We start from the raw sequence: 13299 nt of genomic DNA on the forward strand, positions 1-13299 counted from the left end.
CGGGGCCGTACACCGGGATCAGAGGCGTACGACCCCGCAGGGCTCAGGCGACCGGGGAGGCGGTTACGCGTCCTCCCACTTGAACAGCTTCCAGGCGATGCCGGTCAGGACGGCCGCGAAGAGCAGCAGTCCGCCCATGGTGGGCAGGGCGTCCATGACACCGCCGCCGCGGGTCAGCACCGACTGGGAGGCCTGCACCAGGTACCGCAGCGGCATGACCTCGGAGACGGTCTTCAGCCAGCCCGGTGCGCCGTCCATCGGGAAGAACGCGCCGGACAGGAAGGACATCGGCAGCACGATGATCTGCGAGATGCCGTTGGCCGCCTCCTCGGTCTTGGCGACCGAACCGGCCAGCAGGCCGATCGACATGAAGGCGAGCGTCGCGCAGGCCACCAGCGGGATGACCAGCCACCAGTTGCCGGTGAGCTTGAGTCCGAAGAAGTTCGTGGCGACCACCAGGAAGACGGTGGTCTGGAGCAGGGCGGTCAGCAGCGAGACCAGGATCCTGGAGCTGACGACCGTGCCCGCGCTCACCGGGGCCAGCCGCAGCCGGCGCAGCACCTTGGACTTGCGCCACCCGACCAGGGTCAGTGCGGCGCCGAACACCGCGCCGGTGGCGACGGCCCAGCCGAGCAGGCCGGGGGTGAGGAACTGGATCGACTTGAGCGACTTGTCCTCGACCTGCTGGGCGTCCAGCACGTAGGCCGGCGGTTGGCCGGTGGCCTTCTGGTTGGCGCTCTGGACCACCGAGCCGAGGACGCCCTGGACGGCGCCGGCGCGGACCGTGTCGGCGGCGCTGAACCGCAGCTCGACCTCGCCGTCCGGGCCCTGCTTGATCATCGCGTCGTAGTCGCCCTTGCGGACCTTCTCCAGCGTGGCGGCCTCGTCGTCGGTGCGGGTGATGGTGAGGACCTGGTCCAGCCCGGCCCGGTCGCCGCCCTGCATCGAGTCGAACAGCTTCACCGCGCCGACCTGCGCCACCTTGGCGTGCGGGCTGCTGGACCCCTTGCCCAGGCTGCCGAAGAACACCAGGAACACCAGCGGGAAGAGCAGGATGAAGAAGGTCGCGGTGCGGTCGCGCTTCATGCCGAGCAGCATCGCGCGGGACAGGCTCCAGAACGCGCTGACCCGCTCCCGCTCGGCGCTCGCGCCGCCGCCCGATCCGCCGCGCTGGGCGGGGACCTTCGGTTCGGTGGAGGTGCTGGCGGTCATGCGCGGTACTCCCGTCCGGTCAGCTGGAGGAAGACGTCCTCCAGGGTGGCGCCGCGCACTTCGAGGCCGCGCAGCGCGTTCTGCTCGGCCAGGACGCTCAGGACCGGGGCCGGGAGGCGGGTGGAGACGGAGAGCGAGACGCTGTCGTCCTCCAGGGTGGCGATGTCGGCGCCGGCCGCGGTGAGCAGGTCGCGGGCGCGCTCGACGGTCAGCTGGCCGGACGCGACGCTGATCCGGACGGTGTCGTCGATCTCGCGGATCAACGTCGCCGGGGCACCGGTGTGCAGGATCTTTCCGTGGTCCATGATCGAGACCCGGTCGCAGAGCACCTCGGCCTCGTCCAGGTAGTGGGTGGTCAGGACGACCGTGCGGCCCTCGTTGTTGATGTCCCGCAGGAGGTCCCAGAGGTTGCGCCTGGCCTGCGGGTCGAGGCCGGTGGTGGGCTCGTCCAGGAAGACGATCTCCGGGTCGTGGGCCAGCGCGCAGGCGATCGACAGGCGCTGCGCCTGGCCGCCCGACATCTGGTCGGTCATCACCTCGGCCTTGTCGGTCAGGCCGACCCGCTCCAGCATCGCGTCGGCGCGCTTGGGGCCGACCCCGTAGAAGGACGCGAACGTGCGGATGGTCTCCCGGGCCGTCAGTTTCCGGAAGAAGGCGGAGGCCTGGAACTGCACGCCGATGCGCGGCAGCAGTTTCGGATTGCGCGGCCAGGGAGCCATCCCCAGCAGCTCGACCCGGCCTTCGTCCGGCTTGCGGACGCCTTCCAGGATCTCCATCGTGGTGGTCTTCCCGGCGCCGTTGGGGCCCAGGATCCCGTAAAACTCGCCGGCTTCGACGGTGAGTGACACCCCGTCGACAGCCTGCACATCCCCGTACCGCTGACGGATGCCGTCGGCGGATATAGCTGCAGTCATGTGCCCTGAGCCTAGGGCTTCCGGAGTCCCTTGTGCACATCGGAGATGGCGAATTTGCGGATACTTTGAGGATTCGGGAACAAAATGGGCCGGGCGGAAAGTTGAATTCCGCCCGGCCCGGCCGGAGTTCGTGCTGACGATCCTTCAGGCGCGGTGCATGGTGATCGTCGTCCAGGCCCCGATGTGGATCCGGTCGCCGTCGTTCAGCGGTACGGCGGTGTGCGGGGCGATCGGCTCCGCGCCGCCGTTGACGGTGGTGCCGTTGGTCGAGTCCTGGTCCACCAGCACCCAGCTGCCGTCGGCCTGTTCGGCGAGCAGCGCGTGCTGGTGCGAGGCGCCCGGATCCTCCGGCGGCACCGACAGGTCGATCTCCGGCACGGTGCCGCGGTGCTGGCTGCGCCGCCCGATCCGCAGCTGGCCGCGACCGGTCAGCGGGACCCGCCGCTCGGGGCAGTACGGCGGGAAGAACAGGCCGGCCGCCTCGGGGCCGCTGCGGGCCATCATCTCGGTGAAGTAGTCGCGGTCGGCCGAGACCACCGCGATCCAGTTGGCCCGGAGCGGCTCCGCGGGGGCGGCCCCCGGCTGGGGCTGCGGCGGGGCGAGGTGGAACGAGGTGCCGAAGTCGCCGCCGCGGTTGTTCGGGCCGGGCGGCTCGGCGTACACCGGGCCGGAGTCCTCCCGGACGGGGGCCTCGGGGAACGCGCCCTCCGGCGGAGGGTAGCCGTAGGTGTGTGCGGGCGCGGGGGCCTGCTGCTGGTACGCCTGGTGCTGTGCCTGTGCCTGTGCCTGTGCCTGGGCATGCTGCGGCTGCTGGTGCTGCGCCTGCTGCGGGACGGGCGGTTGGGCGTGCGGCGGCTGGGCGTACGGGGGCTGGGCGGCCGGCTGCGGGGCGCCGCCGTACGCCGCCGGGATGTTCAACGGCGGCGGCTGGGTGTGGCCGCCGGGCGCCGGGACGCCGACGGGCGGCGGCTGGCGGCGCGAGGGCGTGGAGAGCTCGTAGTCGTACCCGCACTCCTCGCAGAACCGCCCGGTCTGCGGGCTGCGGCAGATCGGGCAGACCGCCAGGCCCTCGGTGAGGTCCGGGAAGCCCTGGGCCGGGGGCGGCGGCATCGCGCCGGGCGGCGGGACGGCTCCCGGTGGCGGGAAGGCCCCCGGCGGCATCGGCGGAGGCGGCAGCGGTGCGCCGTAGGGTGCACCACCGTGCTCCGCGTGCCCGGCGGGTGCCCCGGGCGCGGGGTGGCCCCCGTGCGCCCCCGGATGGGCTCCGTGGGCTCCGGGATGGGCTCCGGGATGGGCTCCAGGGTGGGCCCCGGGCGGCGTCGGGGCCGGCGGAGTCATCGGGAAGCCGCAGAAGTCGCACCAGTCCTCGGCCTGCGACTCATGGCCCCTCGGGCAGATCGGCATCAGTTCCCCCTCACTTCGAGCCGGCTTGGGGCGGCGTCGCACCGGGCCGTCGGCCCGGTCACGTCTTCAGCGGTCACTTCTTCACACGTACCGTCTTGGTCGACCGGGTCTCAAGGGTCATCGAGTCGGCCTCGCTCACGTTCTTACGGAACCGAACCGTACCCTCCTTGGGGTCGACCACGTCCACCACCTTCTGCAGCAGTTTGTACGTGCCCTCGTTCCCGGTCGCGTGCGCGATCCGGACGGCGGCGCCCAGCTTGGCGGTGGCGGCGTCGACGTCCCCGGCCCGGTGGGCCTCCAGACCCTCCTGGATGGAGGAGGCCAGCTCGGCCTGCCCGGTGTAGTGGGCGACCTGCGGGCTGATCCGGGTGGAGGAGGCCAGGTCGTCCGTCCAGACCGCCTTGACCAGGCCCTGGGACAGCACCTCGGGGGTGCCGCCGCCGACCTGCGGGGGCAGCACCAGGCTGATCCGGGCGGCGAGCATCTCGTTGCCGATCGAGGCGGCCGGGACCTCGACGCAGACGTGGTAGTCCCGGCTCTCGTCGCCCCAGGAGCCGGTGGGGTAGTCGCCGGCCCGGGGGCCGGCCTCGGCGCGCCGGTCGGTCAGGTCCTCGACCGCGGGGGCGACCTGCTTGACGAACTTGACCGCGGCGTTGGCCGGGGTCCAGATCCGCAGTGCGACGTCGGCGACCTGCTTGCCCATGGCGCCGGCCATCATCGAGCGGAAGTCCTCGGCCAGGCCGGAGGGTTCGGCGACGATGTCGACGGTGCCGAGCAGCGCCGAGGAGATCTTGCGCAGCTCGTCGATCTTCCAGTCGGTGCCGACGCCGCGGCAGTCGGCGGTGAAGTGGCCGGTGACCCGCTCGATGGCGCGCTCCAGGTCGGCCGCCGACTCGTGCTCGTTGTTGCCGTCGGTGAGCAGGACGGCGTGCCGGATGGCGATGTCGCGGCGGGTCAGGAAGAGCTTGTCGGCCTTGGCCAGCCAGGTGCCCATCGCGGTGCCGCCGGCGGCGGTGAGGCGGCGCAGGGCTTCCTTGGCGTGGCCGCGGGTGGTGGCGGAGGCGGTCGCGAGGGTGCCGTCGCCGGGGTAGATCTCGCGGGCCTCGTGGGTGCCGGCGACCACGGCGAAGGCGGTGCCGTCGCGCAGCGCGTCGATGGCGGCGGCGGTGGCCTCGCGGGCGCCGTTGATCTTGGTCTTGGGGTAGTCCATCGAGCCCGAGCAGTCCACCAGGATCACCACGGCCGCGGCGGCGTCGGCGCCCTGCGAGCCCGCGTCGGTGATGCCGAGCGGGCGCCCGCCGGAGGTGCCGCCGCCGGTCGCGGTGACGGTGACGATGGCGTTGACCTCGCGGGCGCCGTCGGCAAGGAACTCGTTCTGGAAGATCTCCACGTCGAACCTGGGCAGGTTCGGCTTCGCCAGTGTTGCCATGGGCCGGTGGCTCCCGTCGGAAGGGTGGTCGGTAGGGATCGGTCGGTGGGGGGCCGGCCGCGCGGGCGCGGGCCGGCGGACCGGGCGGCCGCCCGGTGCGGCGCCGGGCGGGGCAGCGTCCGGTCAGGCCGTCGGCGGGTGCGGCGGCTGCGGGGGGACGGTCGGTGCGGCGGGCGGCGCGGGGGGTGCGGGCGGCGCGGGGGGTGCCGGCGGGGCGGGCGGGGGTGCGGCCGGGGGCAGCGGGGCGGCGGGGGAGCCGATCACCGGGAGGTCCGGCAGGGTCGGCTCGTAGTCCTCGTCCTCCTCGACGCCCGTGCCCTCGACGCCCGTGCCCGCGACGCCCGTGCCCGCGACGCCCGTGCCCGCTGCGCCCGAACCCGTGCCCGTGCCCGCGCGAGTGCCCGGCAGGGTGATCACCGGCAGGTCGAGCGCGGTGGCGGTGCGGGCGTCCTCCTCCTCGGCGCCGGCGGCCGGCGGGTCGATCGGCAGGACGGCGACGGTGATGTTGTCGTGGCCGCCGGCGGCGACCGCGAACTTCACCAGGGTCTGCGCCGCCGCGAGCGGCTCGGTGCGGGCGTCCGGGCGGACGAAGTACGCCAGGTCGGTGGCCGCCTCGGCGTAGTTCCACAGCCCGTCGGTGCAGATCAACAGCACCCCGGGGACGTGTGGCGTGAAGTCGAGGGTGTGCGGGACGACCTCCTCGGCGTCGGCGCCGAGCCACCCGGTGATCGCGTGGGCGCGCGGGTCGGCGTACGCCTCGGCCTCGCCCATCAGCCCGGCCTCGACCATCCGGGCCGCCCAGGAGTCGTCCTGGGTGAGCCGGAACGGCTCGGCGCCGGCGCGGTCGTCCGGGATCCAGTAGGCCCGGGTGTCGCCGACCCAGCCGATGGTGATCCGGCCGCCGGACGCTATCGCGCTGACGAAGGTGCAGGCGGGGGCGTTGACGTCGGGCCGGGTGGGCCCGGGGCCCTCCTGGGCGAGGTCGGCGACGGCCTGGGCGGCGTCGGCGACGGCCTGGCGCATCGCGGCGGTGGGTTCGCGGCCGGCCTCCAGGGCGGTCAGCAGCGATTCGGAGGCGGCGTCGACGGCGGTCTCGGAGGCCTGGTCCGGGCGGTCGGAGGAGGAGACGCCGTCGCACACCACGGCGACCACGACCGGCTCGCCGCCGGGCAGCGAGGTGGCGGCGACGGTGAAGGAGTCCTCGTTGCGGTGGTGGCGCACGCCGCGGTCGCTGACCCCGGCGACGCCCGCGAGGGACTTCTCCATGTGGTCGCGCGGGCGCGGCTGGGCGCCGCCGCAGGCCTCGCAGTAGCCGTCGGAGGTGACCTGCGGCAGCCCGCAGTGCGCGCAGAGCGGCCCGTGCTGCGACGGGGTGGCCTCGCTCTGGGTGGCGGTCCAGCTCGCGGGCATCGCGCCCGGGGCGGGCCGGCCGTTCCGGCCGGCCCCGCAGGCGCCGCAGAAGGCGTCCTCCGGGTCCATCGGCTCGGAACAGCTCGGGCACACGGTCTGCTGCGGCATCGGCTACACCCACGTCCTGGGACGGGCGCGGTTGGCCCGTTCCACCATCTCGATCCTGGTCTCGGCCCGGTCGGCCAACCGGGCGAGTACCCGGTAGGACTGTTCCAGGGCGAAGCGCAGTTCCCGTTCCACCGTGGGTCGTCCCAGCACCGTGGTGCCGCCGCTCCGCTCGGCACCGGGCGAACCGGCGGTGACCCAGACGAGGGCCGCGCCGAGCAGCTCGACGGCCAGTTCCTCGCGGCGGCGGTCGTCCAGGCGCAGCGCGGTCAGCTGGTCGGAGCTGGCGCCGAGGTCGGCGGCGAGCGGGTCGGTGGCGGGGCGTTCGCGCAGCCGGGCGCGGACGGCCGCGATCCGGGCGGCGGTGTACTGGCTGGAGGTGGCCGGGACGGACTCCAGGACGCGGACGGCGCCGGGCCGGTCGTCCTCGGCCAGACGGACCCGGGCGAGTCCGAAGGCGGCGCTCAGGTAGGCCGGGTCGGTGGTCCACACCAGCCGGTAGAACTCGGCCGCGTCGCCGCCGTCCTCCAGGAGTTCGGCGCAGATGGCGAGGGCCAGCTTGGGGGCGGCTTCGCCGGGGAAGGCGTCGTAGACCGCGTCGAAGGCCTCGGCGGCGGCGCGCAGTCCGGCCTCGTCGGGCGCGTCCGGGCCGTCCGCGGCGCCGACCAGGGCGACCAGGCCGCGGTACCAGACGACCCGCCAGTCGTCCGGGTGCTCCTGCTCCAGGGCGTCGAGGGCCTCCGCGGCGGCGGTGCGGCGGCCGAGTTCGAGCTGGGCGCGCAGTTCGCGCAGCCGCCGCTCGACGGAGTAGGCGGGGGCGCCGGCCAGGGCGGCGAGCGCCTCCTCGGGGTCGGTGGCGAGCAGGGTGGCGAGGAAGCCGGCGTTGGGGTCGGCGGGGTCGACGCGCGGGACGGGCAGTGCGAGGGCGGCGGCGGCCGGGTCCAGGGCGGCCAGCCTCAGTTGCCCGGACTGCTCCGTGGGCATGACCAACTCGGTGTCCACGACGCGCAGTTCGGGGCCGAACAGGGTGGACATGGCGGGCCGGGGCCGCTCGTCCTGGAGGGCGAGGATCTCGCGCAGCACGCCGGTGAGCTGGTCGGCCATCTCCTCGGCGGAGGAGAACCGGCGGGCCGGGTCCGGGTCGGTGGCGCGCACCAGGAAGCGGTAGTACGACTCGTAGCGGGCGAAGACCTCGACGTCCTCGGGGCCGGGCAGGGTCTCCCGGTAGGTGCTGCTGTAGCCCTGGAAGTCGAAGGTGAGCACCGCGAGGGTGCGGGCCACGGTGTAGAGGTCGGAGGCGGGGGAGGGGCCGTCGGTGGCGATCTCCGGGGCCTGGTAGCCGATGGTGCCGTAGATCGGGCCGTCGTCGTCGAGGCGGCGGACGGCGCCCATGTCGATGATCTTGAGGGCGTCGCCGCTCTGGATCGCGTTGTCGATCTTGAAATCGCAGTAGACCAGGCCCCGGCCGTGCAGGTAGCCGAGCGCCGGCAGCGCCTCCAGCGCGTACGCGATCGCCTGCTCGACGGGCAGCGGCTCGCGCCGGCCGTCGGGGGTGCGGCGGTCGTTGGCGATGTCCTTGAGCGACTTGCCGCCGACGTACTCCATCACGATGTAGCCGTCGGTGGAGCCGGTGCGCAGGTCCGGGTGCTCGGCGAAGTTGATGATCCGGACGATGTTCGGGTGGTCCACCTCGGCCAGGAAGCGCCGCTCGGCGACGGCCGCGGCCAGCGCGTCCTCGTCCCCGGTGTCCAGCAGGCCCTTCAGCACGACCCACTTGTCGTTGACCCGCCGGTCCACCGCCAGGTAGATCCAGCCGAGCCCGCCGTGCGCGAGGCAGCCCACCACCTCGTACTGCCCGCCGACCAGGTCCCCGCGGCGCAGCTTGGGCGTGAACGAGTACGGCGTGCCGCACTGGGTGCAGAAGCCGTCCGGGCGGCCCGGCCGGCCGTTCTTCTCCCGGCCCACCGGGGTCTCGCACTTGGAGCAGAACCGCTTGCGCTCCGGCACCTCCGGGTTCTCCAGCACCGCCTGGGCCGGGTCGGCCGTCTCGACGGTCGGCACGGTCACCAGACCGGCGCCCAGCCGGTTGCGGGTGCCCGCGCTGACGCTGCCGCGGCTGCTGCGCACCGAGACCGAGCGGCTGCTGCCGGTGCGGGTCGAGCGGTGCGAGCGGGAGCGGCCGGACATCGAGCGGGCCGAGCCGGTGCGGGAGGACATCGAGCGGATCGAGCCGCTGCGCGCCGAGTCGGTGGAGACCCGGGCGGAGGGCACGTAGGGCTGGGTGACGCCGGTGTCGCCGCCGGGCGGGGTGAGGCCGCACTCGTCGCAGTAGCCGTCCGCGTCGATGGTGCCGGAGCAGTCCCGGGGGCAGGGCGCGCCGGGGCCCGCGGCGGCCGGGGCCGCCTTGACCGCGGTCGGGGCCACCGCGGCGCCGCCGGTCGGGGCGAGCCCGCACTCGTCGCAGTAGCCGTCCGCGTCGATCCTGCCGCTGCCGGAGCACTCCGGCCTCACGCACGTCTCGCCCATCAACCTCAGCCCCCCTGAACCTGTCCGTCGACCGGCGTCGGGCCGGTCGCCTCCTGTGCGGCCTCGGCCTGCGCCGGCCGCAGCGACTGCTGGAAGCGGGCCACCGCGGCGGCCGCCGCCCGCAGGTCGCAGGGCGCGCTCCACAGCAGCCAGCGCGCCTTCTCGTACCGCTCGATCACTTCCGGGTCCTCGGAGACCCGCAGCCGGGCGGCCATCGCCTTGTAGGCGTCCAGCCGGCCGCGCAGTTCGGCGCGGACGGCCAGCGGCTGGGTCACCTCGGTGAGCGACTGCCGGGCCCGGGCCAGCTCCTTGGCGGCGGCGTCCTCCAGCGTCTCCAGCAGCGGCGCCAGCCGGCCCCACTGCCCGCCCTGGCGCAACTCCAGGGCCGTCACGATCCGTTCACGCAGCGCCGAGGCGGGCCCGGGCACCGCCGGGACGTCGCTGGCGGCTATCTTCGCCAGCACCTCGCCGCGCGCCCGGCGGGCCTCGGCCAGGGTGGCGTCGGCCCGCTGGAGCAGGTCGCCGACGCCCTGCAGGCGCTCCTCGGCGTCGTCGCGCAGCCGCAGCAGGTCCTCCAGCTCCAGCCGGACGCCGTCCAGCGCCCGCCCGGCCCGGTCGAACCGCTCGGTGTCGACCATCCCGGCGGGCGTGGCGAAGGCGCCGCCCTCGGGCACGGTGCCGCGCTGGGCGGGCACCCTGGCCGGGCGCCACAGCGCCAGCGGGTCCTCGCGCACCTCGGTGCGCAGCCCGGTGAGGTCGGCCTCCAGGCCGGTCAGGTCGTCGCCCAGCGGGTGGGCGCCGGCCCGGACGCCGAGCGAGGCGGCCAGGTTCCGCACCCGGTGGAGTTCGGCCAGCAGCAGGTCGATCCGGGCGGGCAGCGCGGACCAGACCGCGTCGGCGGCGCTGACCACCTCCAGCACGGTGGCGTACCAGGAGTTCATCCGGGACATCAGCGCGTCCAGGCTGATCCGCTCGACCAGCCGGGCGGGCGCGCCGAGCAGCTGCGGGCCGTCCGGCAGCGCGCCGCCGGGGACGGTCACGGCGTCGCCGGTGAGCAGTTCGCTCAGCTCGGCGAGTTCGGGCGCGCCGGGCTTGGCCTTGCGGGCCCGGACGGCGCGGGCCGAGGCGAGCGCCTCCGCGTAGCGGTCGAACAGCGCCCAGAGCAGCGGCAGGCCCTTCCCGGCGACGGACCAGCGCTCCAGCGTGCGCCCGGCCAGTTCGGCGCCGTCGAGCAGCCGCAGCCCCGGGTGGTCCTGCAGGGCGAGCAGCGCCGACTCGACCGCGTCCCGCTCCGCGCCGAGGCGCGCCAGCGCGCGGTCCACCTCCTCCCGGCTCAGTACCGGGCCAGCCGAAGCCGCCAACGCCGTGTCCTTCCTCCTCGCGTGCGATCCCGACGTGCGATCCCACGACAACCCCCGTGCCCACCACCGGTCTCCCCGTGGTGATCGTCCCGAACCCTAGCCGGTGGCCGTTCGGGCCGGACGGGCGCGGGGCGTCAAGACCGCGTCAACGGCCCGGTGGCGCCCCGCGCCCGTCCGGTCAGTGCGGGACCGGCCAGTAGTGGTCGGCCTCGTTGAGCATGTACGGCTTGAGCCAGTGCTCGTACGACAGGCGCCAGGCGCCGCCGGCGTAGTAGTCGGCCAGCACCTGGTTGACCCGGGCGGTCAGGTCGGGGCTGGTCTTCAGCATGGCGACGCCGATCACCTCGGGCTGCACCTCGCCGTCGACCACCCGCACGGTCTGGTCCTGGGCGGCCTGACTGGCGGCCAGGCCGTCGTCGGTCATGGTGGCGTCGATCTTGCCGAGCTGCATCAGGACCAGGCAGTCCAGGTGGTTCTCCACCGTGACGACCTGGCGGGCGGTGTTCTTGGCCGCCAGCACGGTCGAGGCCGTGGAGCCCTTGGCGGCGCACACCGTCCGGTCCTTGATCGCGTCGTCGATGCCCTTCGCGGTGGAGGCCTTCGGCACCAGCACCCGCTGGCTGATGTTGAAGTACGGCTTGGAGAAGGCCACGTCCTTCATCCGGTCGCAGTTGATGGTCATGGTGCGGACGATCAGGTCGACCCGGCCGCCCTTGATGGCGTCGACCCGGTCGGCGGTCGCCACCGGCTTGAGCACCACCTTGTCGGGGTCGCCGATGACGGCGGCGCCGATCGCCCGGGCGAGGTCGATGTCGAAGCCCTCGATCTGACCGGTGTTCGGGTTGCGGGCGCCCCAGCGGTAGCTGTTCTGGTCCACGCCGATCACCAGGCTGCGCTTGGCCTTGATCGCCTTCACCGCCGGGCCGTCCTGGGTGCTGGGCGGGACGCTCGTGTAGATGTCGCAGGGCTCGGCCTGCTCCTGCTGTTCCTGCTGGACGGCCTGCGGTGCCGTGGCCTGGCGGGCCGCCTGGCCGGTCGCCGGTGCGGCGCCGGAGGGGCCGCCCCCGCCGAGCACGGCCGCGGCGGCCGTCAGCAGTGCCAGCGCCGCGGCCGGCCTGGTCCGTACGGTCCTGTCGCGCATCTGTCCGTTCCCCCCTCTACCGGTACTCGGCCAGTCGTCGGCCCAGGCCGCGCAGCGCCGCGGCCGCGGCCACCAGGCCGAGCACCGCGGCCGCGCCGGCGGCGGCTCGCAGGTCGGTGTCGACGTCCTTCGCGGCGGCCTGGAACCGCTGTTGTTCGACGACGGCGGCCTGCGCGAGCGCCTGGTCGGTGGCGTTGAAGGCGCTGTCGGCGGTGGTGGGGGCGTCGGTGGCCGTCACGGTCGCGTCCAGGGCGCCCTGGTAGTCGGCGGCGTCGATCTCCAGCTTCCGCGCGGCGCCGTGCCGGTCGTACCAGACGCCGTACTGCGCGCGGGCGTCGTCGACGGCCGACCGGGCCTGGGGCGGTGCCAGCCGCAGGGCCTCCGGCAGGGAGCCGGCCTGCCGGTCCGCCGGGGCGTCCTTGGGCGCGTCGCCGGACAGGTGGTCGGTGGCCTTCGTCCACTGGTCCGCGTACTTGCCGGTGGAGCCGCGGGCGACGAAGTTCAGGTTCTCCGCCAGCCGGGCGGTCAGCACGTCCACCCGGGCGGTGTTGAGCGCCCGCAGCGGGGTCGCGCCCTCGCGGTCGCTCTGCTTGAGCGCCGCGCTGGCGGTGAGCCCGGTGACGGTCAGCCAGAGCCCGCCGGCCAGGACGGCGGCGGTGGCGCCGAGCAGGCCCGGGTTGAACACCCGGTTGGTGCGGCGGAACAGCGTCAGCTGCACCCAGAGCAGCGCCCCGAGGGTGATCACCGCCAGGCCGTACGCCGCCCACGGCACGGACTTGGCCGCGGCGTAGTCGTTCGCCAGCTCCCCGTTCTCGGTCGCGGACAGCTCGGCGGCGGCCGGCAGCAGCACGGTCTGCATCTGCTCGGAGGCGTACCGCAGGTAGGCGCCGCCGAGCGGGATGCCCTGCCGGTTGTCCGCCCGGGCGCTCTCCACCAGCCCGGAGTAGACCGGGAGTTGCTGGTTCAGCCGGGTGAGCGAGCCCTGGGCGGGGGAGGTGGCGGTGGTCCGGGCGGCGGCGTCGGCGATCAGCTTGGCGGCCTTCGCGAGGTCCTGCTCGTAGCGGTCCCGGACGCCCTTCGGCTCGGCCCCGGCCAGCAGGAAGCCGGTCGCCGCGGTGGTGTCGGCGTCGGCCAGCGAGCGGTGGATGTCCGCGGCGGCCTGGCTCAGCGGCTGGCTGTACGAGACGACCCGCTCGGCGGCCTGCGCCCTGGTCTCCAACTGCCAGGCGGTCAGCCCGCCGAACGCCACGGTCAGTACCGCGAGCACCGCCCCGGCCAGCCGCAGCCGGCCCGGCGCCGTCCGGGTGGCCCGTGCCAGCCGGCCCCGCAGGCCGCGCGGCGCCGGCCGGGCCGCCGGGGGCCGTGGTGCCGGCACGCCGCCCGGTCCGGGCGCCGGTGCGCCCGGCCCGACCGGCGCGCCCGGCGGACGACTCGGCCGTGCCGGGACTACGGCGCTCGGTGCGCCGCTACCTCCTGGTGTCGCCACCCGCCTCATCCTCCCCTGGGGCCGGGCCCGCTGTCCGGGGCCCGGCCGATGCCAGCAGTATGGCCGTGACTCCCCCCGGCCACACCCGACTTGCGCCGATCTTGAGCTTGTCCCGCACGGTTCCCGCGCGGTTCCCGCGTACGTGCCGCGCGGTCGCCGCGTACTGTTCGAGGCCCGCCGCTCGGATGCGGGGCGGGCGGCGAACCCTCCGACGCCGGTTGCACCCTATGCGGTTCCCCCGACAAGCCGGAACGGAGAGGTCCGATTGTCTCGGGCACCCCTGCCGTGACGGTGCCGCGGTACCGCCGTCG

9 protein-coding genes are annotated in these 13299 nt (G+C 74.6%); all 9 read right to left on the reverse strand.

The window, feature by feature from the left end:
- Positions 1-63: 63 nt before the first annotated feature.
- Entirely contained in the window at positions 64-1212 is a 1149-nt protein-coding gene (locus tag P3T27_RS30610) for an ABC transporter permease (protein WP_280684353.1), read from the reverse strand.
- Complete coding sequence (locus P3T27_RS30615) at positions 1209-2126, reverse strand: ABC transporter ATP-binding protein (RefSeq protein WP_280684355.1); 918 nt, start codon at positions 2124-2126, stop codon at positions 1209-1211. Before P3T27_RS30615 ends, P3T27_RS30610 begins: the two co-directional genes overlap by 4 nt.
- 144 nt (positions 2127-2270) lie before the next feature.
- Positions 2271-3287, reverse strand: a complete 1017-nt coding sequence (locus P3T27_RS30620; RefSeq protein WP_280684359.1) for an FHA domain-containing protein — start codon at positions 3285-3287, stop codon at positions 2271-2273.
- A gap of 316 nt (positions 3288-3603) precedes the next feature.
- Positions 3604-4959, reverse strand: a complete 1356-nt coding sequence (locus tag P3T27_RS30625; protein ID WP_280684361.1) for a VWA domain-containing protein — start codon at positions 4957-4959, stop codon at positions 3604-3606.
- Positions 4960-5082: 123 nt separating this feature from the next.
- The gene (locus tag P3T27_RS30630; RefSeq protein ID WP_348534154.1) at positions 5083-6477 is read right to left on the reverse strand and encodes a PP2C family serine/threonine-protein phosphatase; all 1395 of its coding nucleotides are present in this window, start codon (positions 6475-6477) and stop codon (positions 5083-5085) included.
- Between the two features lie 3 nt (positions 6478-6480).
- On the reverse strand, positions 6481-9000 hold the full coding sequence (locus P3T27_RS30635) for a serine/threonine-protein kinase (RefSeq protein ID WP_280684363.1): 2520 nt from the start codon (positions 8998-9000) through the stop codon (positions 6481-6483).
- 5 nt (positions 9001-9005) lie between these two features.
- Positions 9006-10361: a hypothetical protein gene (locus P3T27_RS30640; RefSeq protein WP_280684365.1), complete on the reverse strand. Its 1356-nt coding sequence runs from the start codon at positions 10359-10361 to the stop codon at positions 9006-9008.
- Between the two features lie 178 nt (positions 10362-10539).
- The gene (locus tag P3T27_RS30645) at positions 10540-11502 is read right to left on the reverse strand and encodes a glutamate ABC transporter substrate-binding protein (RefSeq protein WP_280684367.1); all 963 of its coding nucleotides are present in this window, start codon (positions 11500-11502) and stop codon (positions 10540-10542) included.
- Positions 11503-11518: 16 nt separating this feature from the next.
- On the reverse strand, positions 11519-12877 hold the full coding sequence (locus tag P3T27_RS30650) for a hypothetical protein (protein ID WP_280684369.1): 1359 nt from the start codon (positions 12875-12877) through the stop codon (positions 11519-11521).
- Positions 12878-13299 lie beyond the last annotated feature (422 nt).

This window comes from Kitasatospora sp. MAA19, from assembly GCF_029894125.1.
Lineage (GTDB): Bacteria > Actinomycetota > Actinomycetes > Streptomycetales > Streptomycetaceae > Kitasatospora.

What these genes read in the sequence shown, in the direction of transcription:
- P3T27_RS30610 (WP_280684353.1), bottom strand. Translation starts at nt 1,212, where the DNA reads ATGACCGCCAGCACCTCCACCGAACCGAAGGTCCCCGCCCAGCGCGGC.
- P3T27_RS30635 (WP_280684363.1), bottom strand. Translation starts at nt 9,000, where the DNA reads ATGGGCGAGACGTGCGTGAGGCCGGAGTGCTCCGGCAGCGGCAGGATC.
- P3T27_RS30615 (WP_280684355.1), bottom strand. Translation starts at nt 2,126, where the DNA reads ATGACTGCAGCTATATCCGCCGACGGCATCCGTCAGCGGTACGGGGAT.
- P3T27_RS30645 (WP_280684367.1), bottom strand. Translation starts at nt 11,502, where the DNA reads ATGCGCGACAGGACCGTACGGACCAGGCCGGCCGCGGCGCTGGCACTG.
- P3T27_RS30630 (WP_348534154.1), bottom strand. Translation starts at nt 6,477, where the DNA reads ATGCCGCAGCAGACCGTGTGCCCGAGCTGTTCCGAGCCGATGGACCCG.
- P3T27_RS30620 (WP_280684359.1), bottom strand. Translation starts at nt 3,287, where the DNA reads ATGCCGCCGGGGGCCTTCCCGCCACCGGGAGCCGTCCCGCCGCCCGGC.
- P3T27_RS30625 (WP_280684361.1), bottom strand. Translation starts at nt 4,959, where the DNA reads ATGGCAACACTGGCGAAGCCGAACCTGCCCAGGTTCGACGTGGAGATC.